Source organism: Microbulbifer sp. YPW1, assembly GCF_013367775.1.
Taxonomy (GTDB): Bacteria; Pseudomonadota; Gammaproteobacteria; order Pseudomonadales; family Cellvibrionaceae; genus Microbulbifer.
The window spans coordinates 1470487-1485000 of the sequence record NZ_CP055157.1; the positions used below are offsets into that span (position 1 = coordinate 1470487).

Genomic DNA, 14514 nt, shown 5'->3' on the forward strand with positions numbered 1-14514 from the left:
AATCGGCAACCCTGATGATTCTTCAATCAACGGCATTTTCTCGATCGCACAAATTTTGGGCAAAAAAAAGCCCCGATGGGGGTAGCTTCGGGGCGAGGGGCTTCTGACTAAGCTTTGGGGGATGATGTTACATTCCAACGATCTTGCTTAATTAGAGAGCCCCTTCTGGCGGTAGTTCCAAGAGTTACGAAAAAAATTTAAAAAAATTTCGTGGCGGTATCGCTGCCTGGTGTGGCCTTGCGAGACACGCCGTGAACCCATCCCTGGGGGCTCTTCGAAAAAGTCCCTTTTTTCGAAGGTCTCGCAAGGCCACACCAGGCAGCGATACCTTCGCCCTAATATCGCGCACTTTAAGATCAGTGCGCCTCGTCCCAGTTGGCCCCTTCCCCGAGATCTGCGATCAGCGGTACATCCAGTTCCGCGGCCGCCTGCATCAACTCCGGTATACGTTTTACCACCAGATCCCGCTCATCTGCCGGCACTTCCAGCACCAGTTCATCGTGTACCTGCATGATCAGGCGGGACTTGAGCCCCTCGTCGCGCAGCCATGCATCCACCGCAATCATCGCGCGCTTGATAATATCCGCCGCGCTGCCCTGCATCGGCGCATTGATCGCGGTGCGCTCCGCGGCCTGGCGCTGCATGCCGTTGCGGGAATTGATTTCCGGCAGGTACAGGCGGCGGCCGAACAGGGTCTCCACATAGCCCTTGTCCGCGGCCTGTTTGCGGGTGTTCTCCATATATTCGAGGACACCGGGGTAGCGCTCAAAATACCGATCGATATAGGTCTGCGCATCCGCTCGCGGAATATCCAGCTGCTTGGCCAGGCCGAAGGCGCTCATGCCGTAAATCAGGCCGAAGTTGATCGCCTTGGCGCGGCGACGCTGTTCATCGCTCACGTCGTCCGCCGAAACCTCGAACACTTCCGCCGCAGTAGCGCGGTGAATGTCGGCGCCCGCGGCGAAGGCATCCAGCAGCCCCTTGTCCCCGGACAGGTGCGCCATGATGCGCAGCTCGATCTGGGAGTAATCCGCCGCGACGATCACGCTGCCGCCGTTGATGCGCGGGTCGGCGACAAACGCCTGGCGAATGCGGCGGCCTTCTTCGGTGCGAATCGGGATGTTCTGCAGGTTGGGATCACTGGATGACAGGCGGCCGGTGGCCGCTACCGCCTGGTGATACGAGGTGTGCACACGGCCGGTGGCCGGGTCGATCATCTGCGGCAGCTTGTCGGTATAGGTGTTCTTCAGCTTGGCCATGCCCCGATACTGCATGATCAGCGCCGGCAGCTTGTGTGACAGGGCCAACTCCTGCAGCACCGGTTCCGCGGTGGAGGGAGCGCCCTTGGGGGTTTTCTTGATCACCGGGATTTCGAGCTTTTCGAACAGGATCGCGCCCAGCTGTTTGGTGGAGCCGAGATTGAACTCCTCACCAGCTTCCTCGTATGCCTGCTGCTCCAGCTCGCGCATCTTTTCTTCCAGCTCGACCGACTGCTTTTTCAGCATCGCCGCATCGATATAGGCACCGTTGCGTTCGATATGTACCAGTACCGGCACCAGCGGCATCTCGATCTCGTCGAGCACTTTCTCCAGGCTCGGCTCCTTGGCCAGGCGCCCGCTCAGGTCCTGGTGCAGGCGCAGGGTGATGTCGGCGTCTTCCGCGGCGTAGGGCCCGGCCTTGTCCAGCTCGATCTGGTTGAAAGTCAGCTGTTTGGCGCCCTTGCCGGCAATATCCTCGAACTTGACCGTGGATTCGCCGAGATATTTCTGCGCGAGGCTATCCATGTCGTGGCGGCTGGCGGTGCTGTTCAGCACATAGGATTCCAGCATGGTGTCGCGCGCGATACCGCGCAGTTCGATATCGTAGTTGGCGAGAATGTGGCTGTCGTACTTCAGGTTCTGGCCGACCTTGTGGACGTTTTCGTCCTCGAGCAACGGCTTCAGCTTTGCCAGCGCCGCATCGAAGTCCACCTGCTGCGGTGCGCCCATGTAGTCGTGGGCCAGGGGCAGATAGGCGGCCTCGCCCGCTTCCACGGCAAAGCTCACACCCACCAGTTTTGCCTGCATGTAGTTGAGGCTGGTGGTTTCCGTATCGAATGCGAACACCTCGGCTTTGGCGAGTTTTTCCAGCCAGCCGTCGAGTTCCTTTTCGTCGAGGATGATGCTGTAGTTGCGCTCGACAGCGAGCGCTTCCGCGGCTGTTTCGGCATCGCCATCACCCCCCAGCTCCTCCACCCAGCTGCGGAATTCCAGCTCGCTGAACATCTCCCGCAGTTTGTCGGTATCCGGTTCGGCGTTGGCGAGGGACTCCGGTTTGTAGTCCATCTCCACGTCAGTCTTGATGGTGGCGAGCACGTAGGACATATCCGCCGCGTCTTTGTGCTCCTGCATTTTCTTGGCCAGGGTTTTGGAACCGCGAAAGCCGAGCGGCGCGATGGCGTCGAGGTCGGCGTAGATGTCCTTCAGGCTGCCGAGCCCCTGAAGCAGTGCCAGCGCGGTCTTCTCGCCCACACCCGGCACGCCGGGAATGTTATCGGCCTTGTCTCCCATGAGCGCGAGGAAGTCGATGATCAGTTCCGGGCCCACACCAAACTTTTCTTTCACGCCCTCCACATCCAGCACCGTGTTGGACATGGTATTCACCAGGGTTACGCCCGGGCGCACCAGCTGGGCCATGTCCTTGTCGCCGGTGGAGATGATCACATCCATGCCCTTGTCGGCAGCCTGCAGAGCCAGGGTGCCGATCACATCGTCCGCCTCGACCCCGTCGATTACCAGTCGCGGCAGCCCCATGGCATCGATGATGTCGTGGATGGGCTGGATCTGTGCGCGCAGGTCATCCGGCATCGGCGGTCGGTGGGATTTGTATTCCTCGAACAGTTCGTCGCGGAAAGTTTTTCCCTTGGCATCAAAAACCACCACTACCGGGCTGTCCGGGTGCTCCTTGAGATGTTTGCGCAACATGGAAATCACACCGCGCACCGCGCCGGTGGGCTGGCCACTGCTGGTCGCCAGGGGGGGCAGTGCGTGGAAGGCGCGATACAGGTAGGAGGATCCATCGACCAGGATCAATGGCGCGGAAGAAGTCTTGTCGTTACTCATAACTAGCTGGGAAGTCCGGTTTTTCATTGCGGGGCTTTCGTTGGGCGACAGGATACCCGCGATGGAAGCTTTTCGCTCGTTCCACTGCACGCATCTGTGTCTCCGTCGGCGGTGTGAAGGTTGTTCACCCCGTCGCCAACCGCGTACCAGTCGTCGCACTGTCACCACAGTCCCCGCGCGGGCTTCTAGGCTTTTATCAGGGAAGTCGCACAGAGGTGATCAACATGAACCCCCGCAAATTTGCCGCAGCGTTACTAGCCTGCGCCATCGCCGGGACCGCACTGGCCGCGGAACAATCCGATGCCAGTGAGGAAGCGGAAGTGATGGAACACGTGGAAGTGATCGGCTATCCAACGCCGGCGATTACCGCAACGGAAGCCAGCGTCGACGACGAGTCCATCGCCGAGCAGATGATCGAGCAACAGCGACAGGAGCTGTTGCGGAGTACCGAGGCCGTCCAGTTGCAGCAACTGGAGGCATTTCGGCTGGAAGGCGAGAACCTGAGCGGCGACACGTTGGCGCAGGAAGCCCCGCAGCAGCTTGAGCAGCTGGAGCCCGCGGAAGTTGAACTGGACGAAGAGGCTTCCAGTATCGATCCGGCACAGGAGTCTGAAATACAGGAGGAGCCACTGCAGGAACCGTCCTGAACGGATCGAGCAACGGCAGATACTTTTTCAGTTAAGCTCCGGCGCCCGGTTCAGTGCTCCGCGCTACGATCCGGTATCGCCCCCAGGCACTCGCGCGCATCCGCCAGCAGTTGCTGCATAAGTTGTGGATAAGTTGCGTCTGCTGGCAGCCGGGTACCGAGGGGATCCAGGGCCTGGTAGCCCAGGTTCAGGTGTTCTGCGGTCTGGCGATCGCGCTCGTTCACTGGCACCTCGCCGAACAGGCAGCCGTGCCCGGCCTCGGCTGCGGTGGCTTCTCGATGCTCGAGCATGGCGCGCGCGCCGTGCTGGTGACTGGAGGAACCACTCAGGCTGTTTACGGTTACCCCGGCGGGCCCGAAGAACTGACTGTAGGCCTTGTGGGTAGAGACAATCGGTACATCGCGATAGGCCCACAGGGCGCGATCCTGAACCTTCTGCAGGTTGGCCATGGCACGTGAGAAATCCCGCGCGCGGGCGCGAAATTCCTGCGCCTGACCCGGATTCAACTCTGCCAGGCGGGTAGCAATATGCGCCGCCATTACCGCCGCATTGCGCGGGCGCAACCACAGATGCGGATCGTCCTTGTCCGCCCCGTCAAACTCGTAACCACCCGCAGCCAGCAGGCTCAGCTGCTGTTGCTCGGGCAATAGCGCCATCTGTCGCGCCAGCACGGACTCCATTTGTGGACCCAGCCATACCACCAGCTGCGCGGATTCCATCGCCACGCGATCGGTGACACTCGGCGCATAGTGGTGGGGATCGCCGTTGCCGATCAGCGACCGGACCGCCAGCTGCTCGCCGGCAATTTCCCGGGCAATCATCGCCAGTGGGCCAATACTCACCACCAATGTCGCCTTTTTGGAAGCATCCCCAGGATCGCGGCTTGGCTGAGGCGATGTCTGCGCACTCTGGTCTCCGCCGCAGGCGGCGACCATCAGGGTGATGAGCAAGACGAAAAACTGGGCAAGAAACGGCTCTACACGACTACTAGACAAGGTGACCACCAGGATTCTGAGATTCGGCTGGGCGCCGGCGGGGGCGAAAAAAAGTGCGATATAATCATACCCGGCGTACACTCGCCAGCCATTCGCCCCGGGCCCCCGTATAAGGGTAACCTGCTCTATTGCCTTTATATGGCCAAGTCACCGTCAAATCACAGGAGTGCCCCCTGACTGCCAGCCAGCCGCTTATCCGCGCCCACAGCCTCGGCCTGGAAATTGCCGGGCGGCAATTGCTGCGGGATATTTCCCTCGAGCTCGAGCCCGCGGAAATCGTCACCGTCATCGGCCCCAATGGTGCGGGCAAAACCACCCTGTTGCGCCTGCTGCTGGGATTGACCCGCCCCACCAGTGGACGCGTGGAGCGACGTCCCGGCCTGCGCCTGGGCTATATGCCGCAGCGCCTGCAGATCGACGCCACCATGCCCATGACCGTGGGCCGTTTTCTACAGCTGGGTATCGACGACGTGAAAGTAGCGGATGCACTGGCGCGGGTGGGTGCGCCGCACCTCGCCGGCACCCGTCTGGCGGATCTTTCCGGCGGCGAGATGCAGCGGGTACTACTGGCGCGTGCGGCGGCGCGCAAACCGCAGTTACTGGTGCTCGACGAACCCACCCAGGGAGTCGACCTGGGCGGCCAGAGCGAGGTATACCAGCTGATTGCCCAGTTGCGCGACGAACTTCACTGCGGTGTGCTGCTGGTGTCCCATGACCTGCATCTGGTCATGGCCGCCACCGACCGGGTGCTGTGTGTCAACCAGCACATCTGCTGCCACGGCCACCCGGAACAGGTAAGCCGGGACCCGGTGTATCTGGAAATGTTCGGCGACAAGCTCGCGCCCTACACCCACCAGCACAATCACCACCACGACCTCAGCGGCGAGGTGGTGGATGACGGCTGTGATCACAACCACGCCCATGCATTGACGCCACCTCCCTCCAGTCACCCGGTTACACCGCCAGCCGGCGGCCAGCAACAAGATCCCGACAGCAGAAACGACCAGTGAACGATCTCTCCCAGCTATTACACAGCACCTTTCTCTGGTACGCCCTGGGGGCGGGCCTGCTGGTGGCCCTGGTCAGCGGCCCCCTCGGCTGTTTCGCGGTGTGGCGCCGCATGGCCTACTTCGGCGACACCCTCGCCCATTCGGCACTGCTCGGCGTGACGCTCGGTTTTGTTCTGCACATCCAGCCCACCCTGGCCGTGGGCGCGAGCAGCTGTCTACTGGCGCTGTTGCTGGTGTATTTCCATCGTCGCCAGAACCTTTCCGTGGACACCCTGCTGGGGATTCTGTCCCACACCATGCTGGCACTGGGGATCATCACCATCAGCCTGCTGGACATCAATGTGGACCTGCTGTCGCTGCTACTGGGGGACCTGCTGGCGGTCTCGAGCCAGGACCTGGTGCTGATGAGCGCCGCCGCGGTATTCATCGGCCTGCTTCTGCTGTTCCTGTGGCCCAAATTACTGGCGTTTACCCTGCACGAAGAACTCGCTGCGGTGGAAGGTATTCCGGTAGAGAGGATAAGACTGGCGCTGATGCTGATGCTGGCACTGCTGATCGCCATTGCCATGAAGGTAGTCGGGGTATTGCTGATTACTGCCCTGCTGATCATTCCCGCCGCGACCGCCCGGCGCATTTCCACCACACCGGAACAGATGGCCGGCTTTGCGGCACTGATCGGTGCCATCTCGGTGGTGCTGGGTCTCGCCGCTTCCGTGCTGTGGAACACTCCGGCGGGGCCATCCATTGTCGTCGCCGCTGGCGCACAGTTTCTGTTCGGTCAGTTGCGGCGCAGTAGCCAGTAACCGACCTCTATTCATCCCGTTGGCGATTGCGCTGCCTTCCACCACCGCGCTGCGGTCGGACCGGCTCACTGCCGGCGCAGTGGAAACCGTATACGGTCAGCCCGATGCCGAGCAGCATCAACAGGAAAACCCCGACACCCACATACAGAATCAGTTGATCTGACATGATCCCTTGCGCACCTAGTCGCGGCGCGCCAGCAGCGCGGAAACTTTGACATAGATACCAAAGGCGAGAATCGTCGGTACCCATATCGCGGTAAACACACCCTGTTCGCGGTAGCCGTTGAACCACAGGTAGCTCGACAGCGCGAAGGAAATGGCAACGGCGAGAAGAATAAACAGGTCCGATAACTGAAACATTGAAGCTCCTCTTCCTTGAACAGGTCAGTCGTGGCAGAAGCCGACGGCGGCAATCAGCAGGCCAGCGATGGCGCAGGAGGCGGGAATACGCAGGCCGGGGATACCGAACACCGATACCAGCGAGGGCACCAGGCCGGTCAGTCCCAACAGGAACCAGATGGCCCACGGCAGTGCAAGTGCGACCCCGATATAGCCCAGCAAGCGGCGCTTGGCGCTCATCCCGATACCTTTACCCTGTCCCTTACGCTTTCGATTCTCGCGGTGCGTACACCATGAACCAGCCTCCTATGAGACTAGCCCATGGCAGCCGGGCTGGCCCACAGGTGATGCGCATCGCGAGATGCCGGGAGGAACGGCCGAGGGGGTTGGACAGGTAGGAACGAGAGGGGAGAAAAACGGGGGAGCACAGGGCTCCCCCTCGGGTAGATCTTTCGGGCGTCGAGAACGGCCTCAGGCGGGATAGCCCAGCAGTGTCATATGCAGCAGGTTAACCCCCCAGTGCGTCAGCACGCAGGCCCAGAAGCTGCCGCGCAATTGCCAGACCAGCGCATACCCCAGGCCCGCCAGCCCCACCAATGCGAGCATCCGCGGTGAAGCCGCCCAAGCCGTGTGCGCAGTAACAAACAGCAGGGTCACAATGATTGTGGCCAGCCAGGGTAATTTCTTCAGCCACATGCCCAGACCGCGCTGCAATATCCAGCGAAAGAAGCCCTCTTCCGCAATACACACCACCAACAGGTTTATCAGTGCGGCGATGGCGATGGTTGCATTGAGCTTGGGGTAGATGGGGAGTAGAAAAAGACCCGCAATAATCGGTACTGCGACGGCAATGGCTACAACACCCAAATCAGCGCGTTTCAGCCGCTGCGGACGCAAGATCATAAACAGCACCAGAGTCAGTGCGATCATCGCCTTGGCCGGACGGAAACTTGCGTAAATCTGGTTGCCGTTGCTGTCCGTGTAGGGCGCCAGCAGGGCAACGTGGTCATTACCGGGGATCTTGCCGCTGTTTACCAGCAGCATCAGCAGCGCGGTGATGACAAAACCCAGCGCCTTTTTCCAACCGCGCGTGTTTTCAATGGACACCAGTCCCAGCCAGATGGCTGGGGCAAACACACCAATCCATCCCAGGGGAATGGCGAGCAGACACAGAAAGGCCGCAGGCAACCACAGACTTTTACTATCGAAGGGTTCGGCGGCACCGATTACCGGTGCCCCCTGATGGACATTGAGTGAAAACATAGAAAATCCATTTTCAAGTTCAACAAACGGGTACAGGCGCCATTCTAGCGCCTGTGCAATACCAATTCAGTGAACGACACCCAACTACCCGTTGTACGTAGCTCGCATTGAGCGGTACGTCAGTTTCATTTTGGCCGGGTCGAGCGGTGCCTTGAAGAATCCGTGATAGTGACCGCGAGGATTGATCAGCACCACCTGAGATCCGTGGTCGACGGTATATCCCCCGTCGTCCAGCGGCACCTTGTTGAAAGGAACATTCAGCTGGTTGGCAAAACGTTTCAGGTTGAGGAATTCACCGGTTACGCCAAAAAAGTTCGGATTAAAGTAGCGGACATAGTCGTGCAGCTGCTGTGGCTTGTCCCGCTGCGGATCCACTGAAACCAGCAGAATATCCGTATCAGTGCGGGTGTCGTCGTCCAGGGTCTGGTAGAACTGGTTGAGCGTGGACAGGGTTGCAGGACACACATCGGGACAGTGAGTGAAACCAAAAAACACCAGGGTCCAACGTCCGGCCAGCTGGGTTGTCTTGAATACCTCACCGGAATCGGCCAGCAACTCAAACTCATCCAGGATCCGCGGCCGCTCCAGCTTGATGGCGCCGTTCGCTCGCAATTCCGCATCGGTGATAACCCGCGGCTGACCCATTTTGTTCAGGAAGCCGGCCAGCACCGCCAGCATAAACAACACCATTACCACGACGGTGAGCAGGATTCCCCGTTTCTGTTCCGCCGTGTGCTGAACATTTTTACTCATGGTCACGCTCCGCTGGTGGGCAGGGCTACCAGGTAGTGATCCAGCAGCATGATGCAGAACAGCGCCATCAGATAGATGATGGAATACTTAAATGTCTCCATACCCGCATTGGGATTTTTATCCCGCAACATTTCCACTGCCCAGTACAGGAAACCGATACCCAGTACCACCGCTCCCAACAGGTATAACCAGCCGAGCATGGCGGTGGCAAAAGGCAACAGACTGACGACAAACAGGATAATGGTGTACAGCAGAATATGAACTTTTGTGTAACCGACACCGTGGGTGATGGGCAGCATGGGAATTTCTGCCTTGGCGTAATCGTCCCGGCGATGTACTGCCAGCGCCCAGAAATGTGGAGGTGTCCAGGCGAAGATGATCAGCGCGAGCAACAGTCCATGTCCGTGCACATCTCCGGTGACCGCAACCCAGCCGAGCAGCGGCGGCGCAGCACCGGCGAGCCCGCCGATAACGATATTCTGTGGTGTCGCCCGCTTCAGGAACATGGTGTACACCACCGCGTAACCTAACAGGGAAAACAGCGTGAGCCAGGCGGTGAGCGGATTGACGAAGGCGAGCAGTATGGCCATGCCACTGCAGCCCAGTACCAGGGCAAATAAAATGGCTTTGTGTGGCTCGACTCTACCGCGTGCGATGGGGCGATTGGTGGTGCGCGCCATCTTGATGTCCACGTGGCGATCTACCAGATGATTGACCGCCGCCGCGGAACCTGCGCACAGCGCAATACCCAGGTTACCGAGAATCAGGATATCCAGTGGCACCATCCCGGGAACGGCGAGCAACATGCCGATCACGGAGGTGAGTATCATCAACATCACCACCCGCGGTTTGGTGAGTTCATAGTAATCGCGCCAGCTGGCACGTTGTACGCTTACTGCCTGGGTACTCATGGTTACCACCTCGTTGTCATTATTATATTGGCCAATTCCGTATGGCCTGACTTGTGGCACCGGATGCTGTTCAACATCCGGTGGCGGGAAATCAGCGGCTGACTTCCCTTTTGAAAACCTTGAGGTACTACTTGATCCTCTGTGAAAACGCGCTATTCAAACCTCTGTTTAAATTTCCTAAATAAAGCGTCGCTTGCTACGAATATTTTTTTATCGCCGGTTGTACCGTATTGATCCGATAGCAGAATGTCAGCAGGCTCAGTAACAGCAGCGCTGCACCGGCGTTATGTGCCACGGCAACCGGCAGCGGCAGAAACATCACTACGTTCGCAATTCCCAACCCCACTTGCAAGCACAAAACGGCGAGCAAACCCTGTGCCCAGCGGGGCGATCCAGCGCGCCACGCGAGTAGTGCGAGCAGACTCACCAGCAGGGTGACAATTATGGCGCCAATGCGGTGGGTGAGATGGATTGCGGTGCGCGCATCATTTTCCATGGCGCCGCCCAAATAATTGGGTCCGATCTGTTGCGCAACGTTGAAACCCTGGCTGAAATCCGCGGCCGGCCACCACTCGCTGTGACAGGTGGGAAAATCCGGACAGGCGAGCGCGGCATAGTTGGAACTGGTCCAGCCGCCGAGGGCGATCTGCAAACAGACGGCAACCACCGCAACGACTGCCAGCGGCCTGATTTTCTGCAGCGCACTGAATTCATGGGGCGGGATCAGCCGTTTGCGGTAGCGCAGGCGCTCGGCGAGCATCCACAGGATCGACAGGGTTGCCATGCCGCCCAACAGGTGCGCGGTTACCACTTGCGGCCAAAGCTTCAGGGTAACCGTCCACATGCCGAAAGCGGCCTGTAGCAAGATAACGCCCAGCAGGATATGACTCTGGATAAACCCGCGGTGTCCGCGGCGACGCCAGAACATATAGGTGAGCCCGACCACTACCAGCAGCAACATACCGGCAAAGTACCTGTGTACCATTTCCGGCCAGGTCTTGTCGGTCTCCACCGGGGTATCCGGGAATGCGGCATTGGCCGCCGCTATTTCGTGACTTTCATTGGGCCACAGCAGGTGGCCGTAGCAACCTGGCCAGTCCGGGCAGCCGAGTCCGGCGTGTGTCAGGCGGGTAAACGCGCCCAGAACCACAACCACCAGGGCGAGTCCGGTGCCGATCAGGGCCAGGCGAAAACGCCAGTCATTCTTGTAGTTCTTGCGCAGTTCGGTGATGTCCGATTCCACATCCATTCGCTCTCTCCCGGATGAATATTTGCTGTGGGCTCCGTTGCCGGGCCGCTACTTTTCGTAGGAGTACTTCAGCAATCGTTTGATATCTTTGAGTAACTGGTTGCCACTGTGGCGGTTGTCATAGACCATCATCGCAAAACCGTTCTGGTCTACCAGCAGCGCGCTGGGGCGTTGCAGCTGCGCGTGGTCGCTGTCGGCGAGCCACTGATCGATCTGGCCCTGGTCCGCCGTGGTAAATCGCAGGCGCGGGTGCTGGCGCGCGAGATCCTCGTGACGCAGCTCGGTGAGCGGCGAACCGGTCACCAGCAGTCGCTCTACCCGGTGCGCCTTGTCACCCAGGCGGATATGCACCTGACGCGTGGTGTACAGCAGATCTTCACACTCACCCGCACACTTTTCATCACCGATGATGAGATAGCGCCACAGGGGTGCCTCATCGCTCAGCACAACGGGATTGCTGTCGCTGGAGGTCAGTTCAATGTCGGCGACATTCTTTGCTGGTGTTAGCAGCTCACCCTGGTTGACCGTGTTGGTGGGCATGCCGATGCCACTGTAAAACACGATATAGGCGGCGAGCATGGGCAGCGCCACTGAGGCAAACACGGCAAACCCGGACCAGCGGCCGAAGCCGGAGACCTTGCCGTGATTGTCGGCACCTTCACTAATCGCTGCACTTTCTGGATGGGTGTTCTCTGCCACGGGAATTACCTCGCTGCCGCGCCGCTGTTGCTGCAGGACCACCACAGAGCTGCAACTCGCGCGCTCGTTATTGTTATGTGTTGATTATGTCTGTTTTGTCGGCTTTTTAAACCACTTTTGCCGAACCATCTCTCGTATATTGGTCGCGGCCAGCAACCACAGCAGACACAGGGCCGCGGCCATGGAGAACCACTGTACCGCATAGCCCCGATGTCTTTGCGGATTTGTATTCACCAGTTGCCAATCTGTGAACAGTGCCGTGTCGGAGTCAGCACTCAGGCGGATATGCCACTGCGGGTAATCGAGCCGCAACCCGCTTTCGGCGATGTTGTAGAGCGACTGTATGCGGGCATGGGGTGTGGTGCGCGACGGGGCATCGTTAGACTCTCGTCCGACCTGATTACCGCTGGGATAGATAAATCCGGTGATCACCTTGGCCGCGAGGGGATACGCCACTTCCGGTAACTCTGAACGCTGGCTACTCGCCGGCAGCCAGCCGCGGTTGATCAGCCAGCGCCGCTTGCCGCGCTCGCGGTCGCCAGTTTCAAATACCTGTAGGATTTCATAACCCACGCGGCCGTTTCGGGTGCGGTTGTCGAGATAAAAATATTCGTCGGTATAGAACCCGAGCAGACGTACGGGGGTGTAGGACTGTGGCTCGTGAAGTTGATCAATGCTTTGCGGCTGTGCGGAAAGACGGCCGTCTATACGATCGAGCAGGATTTGCTTTTCAGCAGCGCGCTGTAACTGCCAGTTACCGAGACCTAATAGCAGGGGGAAAAAACACAGACACAGCAGGCTGAGTGGCCAGCTGCGGATAAATGCTACACTGGCAGCTCGCGATGGTTCTCCCGCTTCCTTGGAGTCTGATCGGGTCCCGGAGGTTAATGCATTGCCGCCTTCTTCCGGCGACATTTTCGGAACTGTCATGCCAATAATACTTCTATAAATGGCGTTATATTATGTGGCTCAAAACAATCATTGTATTGTTATTTCTTGCCGTGCTGGCCAGCCTGACCAGCGCCCTGCTATTTCTATTGCGCGATATGGGCGCACCGGAATCCAAGCGTACGCTGTACGCACTCGGTATTCGGATCACACTCGCTGCGCTGCTCCTGCTAACCATCTGGTATGGATTCCACAGCGGTATGCTTTCCAACACCGCGCCCTGGGCTAACAAGTATTAAATAGTTTCTGGTGGATACGGCAATCCGTATCCACCGTTAACGTCCGGGTTTACGCGCCCAGTACATAGACGAAAATAAACAGTCCGACCCAGACCACGTCCACAAAGTGCCAGTACCAGCTGGCCGCTTCGAAACCAAAGTGATCATCCGGCTTGAAGTGATGGGCAATCACCGAGCGCAGCAACATGATCAGCAGCATGATGGTGCCGAGTGTCACGTGGGCGCCGTGGAAGCCGGTGAGCATAAAGAAGGTAGTGCCGTAAATACCGGATTCCAGAGTCAGCCCCAGATGCTGATAAGCCTCCAGATATTCTTCGACCTGGAAGAACAGGAAGGCCGCACCGAGCGCGACGGTGGCACCCAGCCACAGATTGAATGCCTGACGCTTGCCCTTCTTAAGGAAAACATGGGCGATATGTACGGTAACGCTGGAGGCCAGAAGCAATACGGTATTCAGCAGGGGCAGGTGCCAGGGGTCGATGATGCCCTTGGGCCCCAGAACCTTGGCGGATTCACCACTCACCGCCTGATCCGGGGTCACCATCAGCGGCCAGGTATTCTGGAATCCCTCCCACAGCATGTTGGAAGAGCCGCGATCCCCTTCACCGCCAAGCCACGGCAAGGTAAAGGTGCGAATGTAATACAGCGCGCCGAAGAATGCGGCAAAGAACATCACCTCGGAGAAAATGAACCAGCCCATCCCCCACACATAGGAACGCTTGAGCTGATCGCTGTTGAGTCCCTGCATGTTCTCGCGGATCACCGCGGCGAACCAGAACCACAGCACTGTCGCCATGGCGATGGCACCGGCGAAGAAAATATAGGAGCTTCCGCCATTTACCCAGCTGGCGGCGCCAAAGGCCGTCAGGAACAGGCCAATGGTGGCAAAGATCGGCAGCCGGGACTGCTCGGGAACATAATAGCTGCTTTCGGTGGCCATAATTTTCTATCCCTCTCGCTCGGAGTCTCGCTCAATTGGGGAGGCATCCGTTTTTTTGTTGTCTGTCTGCTTCGCGATCCGTTCGGTTACATCAAACAGCGTGTAGGAAAGCGTGATGGTGTTTACGCCGGGAGGCAGATCCGGGTCGACGATAAATCGTAGACCCAGCTCGGCGCTCTCGCCGGCAGCCAGAGTCTGCTGGTTGAAGCAGAAACATTCGGTTTTATGGAAATAACTGGCGGCCTTGAACGGCACCAGGCTCGGGATGGCCTGGCCCACCATGTCGCGCTCGGTCGGGTTGTACGCAAGGAATACCGTATCCACCGCCTCGCCCGGGTGCACTTTCATTTCCACTACACCGGGTGTGAATTCCCACGGCATGTTTTCGTTGTTGCTGGCAACAAACTGGACTTTTACCGTGCGCTCGGTATCGACGGCCGCCGGTACCGCTTCATAGCGACCTCCGGTCTTGCCGTTGAGACCGGTAATCTCACAGAAGGCGTCGTACAGGGGCGGCATGATAAAAAGTGCAAACCCCAGCATGCTGACCGCGAGGGCCAGCATCTTTACCGTGGTTTTGGCGTTAGCACTCATTGCCATGATTCAGCCCCGCTTGT

The 14514-nt window shown here is 58.9% G+C and carries 17 protein-coding genes; 4 read left to right on the top strand and 13 right to left on the bottom strand.

Going from position 1 to position 14514, the window contains the following annotated elements; all coding sequences use genetic code 11:
- Positions 1 to 356: 356 nt before the first annotated feature.
- Positions 357 to 3101 (bottom strand): DNA polymerase I, encoded by a 2745-nt coding sequence (polA, locus tag HUW35_RS06200; protein ID WP_181255581.1) that lies wholly within the window; start codon positions 3099 to 3101, stop codon positions 357 to 359.
- Between the two features lie 224 nt (positions 3102 to 3325).
- Between polA and HUW35_RS06205 the strand changes: the two genes are divergently transcribed.
- The gene (locus HUW35_RS06205) at positions 3326 to 3748 is read left to right on the top strand and encodes a hypothetical protein (protein ID WP_181254740.1); all 423 of its coding nucleotides are present in this window, start codon (positions 3326 to 3328) and stop codon (positions 3746 to 3748) included.
- Between the two features lie 50 nt (positions 3749 to 3798).
- On the opposite strand, the gene HUW35_RS06210 is transcribed toward HUW35_RS06205, so the two are convergent.
- Positions 3799 to 4743, bottom strand: coding sequence for a metal ABC transporter substrate-binding protein (locus tag HUW35_RS06210; protein WP_255463514.1), 945 nt, complete (start codon positions 4741 to 4743; stop codon positions 3799 to 3801).
- A gap of 173 nt (positions 4744 to 4916) precedes the next feature.
- Here HUW35_RS06210 and HUW35_RS06215 point away from each other — a divergent pair, with 173 nt between their 5' ends.
- Both HUW35_RS06215 and HUW35_RS06220 read left to right on the top strand, forming a co-directional pair.
- The gene (locus tag HUW35_RS06215; RefSeq protein WP_181255587.1) at positions 4917 to 5753 is read left to right on the top strand and encodes an ATP-binding cassette domain-containing protein; all 837 of its coding nucleotides are present in this window, start codon (positions 4917 to 4919) and stop codon (positions 5751 to 5753) included.
- On the top strand, positions 5750 to 6556 hold the full coding sequence (locus HUW35_RS06220; RefSeq protein ID WP_181254741.1) for an iron chelate uptake ABC transporter family permease subunit: 807 nt from the start codon (positions 5750 to 5752) through the stop codon (positions 6554 to 6556). Before HUW35_RS06215 ends, HUW35_RS06220 begins: the two co-directional genes overlap by 4 nt.
- Before the next feature lie 7 nt (positions 6557 to 6563).
- On the opposite strand, the gene HUW35_RS06225 is transcribed toward HUW35_RS06220, so the two are convergent.
- The 9 genes from HUW35_RS06225 to HUW35_RS06265 form a co-directional block, all read right to left on the bottom strand.
- Positions 6564 to 6722, bottom strand: coding sequence for a hypothetical protein (locus HUW35_RS06225; protein ID WP_181254742.1), 159 nt, complete (start codon positions 6720 to 6722; stop codon positions 6564 to 6566).
- A 14-nt stretch (positions 6723 to 6736) separates the two neighbouring features.
- Positions 6737 to 6916: a hypothetical protein gene (locus HUW35_RS06230; protein WP_181254743.1), complete on the bottom strand. Its 180-nt coding sequence runs from the start codon at positions 6914 to 6916 to the stop codon at positions 6737 to 6739.
- A 24-nt stretch (positions 6917 to 6940) separates the two neighbouring features.
- Positions 6941 to 7135 (bottom strand): hypothetical protein, encoded by a 195-nt coding sequence (locus HUW35_RS06235; RefSeq protein WP_181254744.1) that lies wholly within the window; start codon positions 7133 to 7135, stop codon positions 6941 to 6943.
- Between the two features lie 231 nt (positions 7136 to 7366).
- Positions 7367 to 8158 carry a CPBP family intramembrane glutamic endopeptidase gene (locus tag HUW35_RS06240; RefSeq protein WP_181254745.1) on the bottom strand — a complete coding sequence of 264 codons (792 nt, stop codon included), beginning with the start codon at positions 8156 to 8158 and terminating at the stop codon, positions 7367 to 7369.
- An 84-nt stretch (positions 8159 to 8242) separates the two neighbouring features.
- A complete protein-coding gene (locus tag HUW35_RS06245; protein WP_181254746.1) occupies positions 8243 to 8911 on the bottom strand; it encodes an SCO family protein in 669 nt (222 codons plus the stop codon).
- A 2-nt stretch (positions 8912 to 8913) separates the two neighbouring features.
- Positions 8914 to 9822 carry a heme o synthase gene (gene cyoE / locus HUW35_RS06250; RefSeq protein WP_181254747.1) on the bottom strand — a complete coding sequence of 303 codons (909 nt, stop codon included), beginning with the start codon at positions 9820 to 9822 and terminating at the stop codon, positions 8914 to 8916.
- A gap of 196 nt (positions 9823 to 10018) precedes the next feature.
- Complete coding sequence (locus tag HUW35_RS06255; RefSeq protein ID WP_181254748.1) at positions 10019 to 11071, bottom strand: heme A synthase; 1053 nt, start codon at positions 11069 to 11071, stop codon at positions 10019 to 10021.
- 48 nt (positions 11072 to 11119) lie between these two features.
- Positions 11120 to 11770 (bottom strand): hypothetical protein, encoded by a 651-nt coding sequence (locus HUW35_RS06260; RefSeq protein ID WP_181254749.1) that lies wholly within the window; start codon positions 11768 to 11770, stop codon positions 11120 to 11122.
- A gap of 84 nt (positions 11771 to 11854) precedes the next feature.
- Positions 11855 to 12700, bottom strand: a complete 846-nt coding sequence (locus tag HUW35_RS06265; protein ID WP_181254750.1) for an SURF1 family protein — start codon at positions 12698 to 12700, stop codon at positions 11855 to 11857.
- Between the two features lie 32 nt (positions 12701 to 12732).
- Here HUW35_RS06265 and HUW35_RS06270 point away from each other — a divergent pair, with 32 nt between their 5' ends.
- Positions 12733 to 12957 (top strand): DUF2909 domain-containing protein, encoded by a 225-nt coding sequence (locus HUW35_RS06270; protein WP_181254751.1) that lies wholly within the window; start codon positions 12733 to 12735, stop codon positions 12955 to 12957.
- A gap of 49 nt (positions 12958 to 13006) precedes the next feature.
- Here the strand turns inward: HUW35_RS06270 and HUW35_RS06275 are convergent, their stop codons facing one another.
- Positions 13007 to 13897: a cytochrome c oxidase subunit 3 gene (locus HUW35_RS06275; protein WP_181254752.1), complete on the bottom strand. Its 891-nt coding sequence runs from the start codon at positions 13895 to 13897 to the stop codon at positions 13007 to 13009.
- Between the two features lie 6 nt (positions 13898 to 13903).
- Complete coding sequence (locus tag HUW35_RS06280; protein ID WP_181254753.1) at positions 13904 to 14497, bottom strand: cytochrome c oxidase assembly protein; 594 nt, start codon at positions 14495 to 14497, stop codon at positions 13904 to 13906.
- Between the last annotated feature and the right edge of the window lie 17 nt (positions 14498 to 14514).

Excerpts from the sequence above, each read along its gene's own strand:
- HUW35_RS06280 (WP_181254753.1), bottom strand. The coding sequence starts at position 14,497 with ATGGCAATGAGTGCTAACGCCAAAACCACGGTAAAGATGCTGGCCCTC.
- cyoE (WP_181254747.1), bottom strand. The coding sequence starts at position 9,822 with ATGAGTACCCAGGCAGTAAGCGTACAACGTGCCAGCTGGCGCGATTAC.
- HUW35_RS06240 (WP_181254745.1), bottom strand. The coding sequence starts at position 8,158 with ATGTTTTCACTCAATGTCCATCAGGGGGCACCGGTAATCGGTGCCGCC.
- HUW35_RS06230 (WP_181254743.1), bottom strand. The coding sequence starts at position 6,916 with ATGTTTCAGTTATCGGACCTGTTTATTCTTCTCGCCGTTGCCATTTCC.
- HUW35_RS06245 (WP_181254746.1), bottom strand. The coding sequence starts at position 8,911 with ATGAGTAAAAATGTTCAGCACACGGCGGAACAGAAACGGGGAATCCTG.
- HUW35_RS06235 (WP_181254744.1), bottom strand. The coding sequence starts at position 7,135 with ATGAGCGCCAAGCGCCGCTTGCTGGGCTATATCGGGGTCGCACTTGCA.
- polA (WP_181255581.1), bottom strand. The coding sequence starts at position 3,101 with ATGAGTAACGACAAGACTTCTTCCGCGCCATTGATCCTGGTCGATGGA.
- HUW35_RS06265 (WP_181254750.1), bottom strand. The coding sequence starts at position 12,700 with ATGACAGTTCCGAAAATGTCGCCGGAAGAAGGCGGCAATGCATTAACC.
- HUW35_RS06205 (WP_181254740.1), top strand. The coding sequence starts at position 3,326 with ATGAACCCCCGCAAATTTGCCGCAGCGTTACTAGCCTGCGCCATCGCC.
- HUW35_RS06225 (WP_181254742.1), bottom strand. The coding sequence starts at position 6,722 with ATGTCAGATCAACTGATTCTGTATGTGGGTGTCGGGGTTTTCCTGTTG.
- HUW35_RS06275 (WP_181254752.1), bottom strand. The coding sequence starts at position 13,897 with ATGGCCACCGAAAGCAGCTATTATGTTCCCGAGCAGTCCCGGCTGCCG.
- HUW35_RS06270 (WP_181254751.1), top strand. The coding sequence starts at position 12,733 with ATGTGGCTCAAAACAATCATTGTATTGTTATTTCTTGCCGTGCTGGCC.
- HUW35_RS06255 (WP_181254748.1), bottom strand. The coding sequence starts at position 11,071 with ATGGATGTGGAATCGGACATCACCGAACTGCGCAAGAACTACAAGAAT.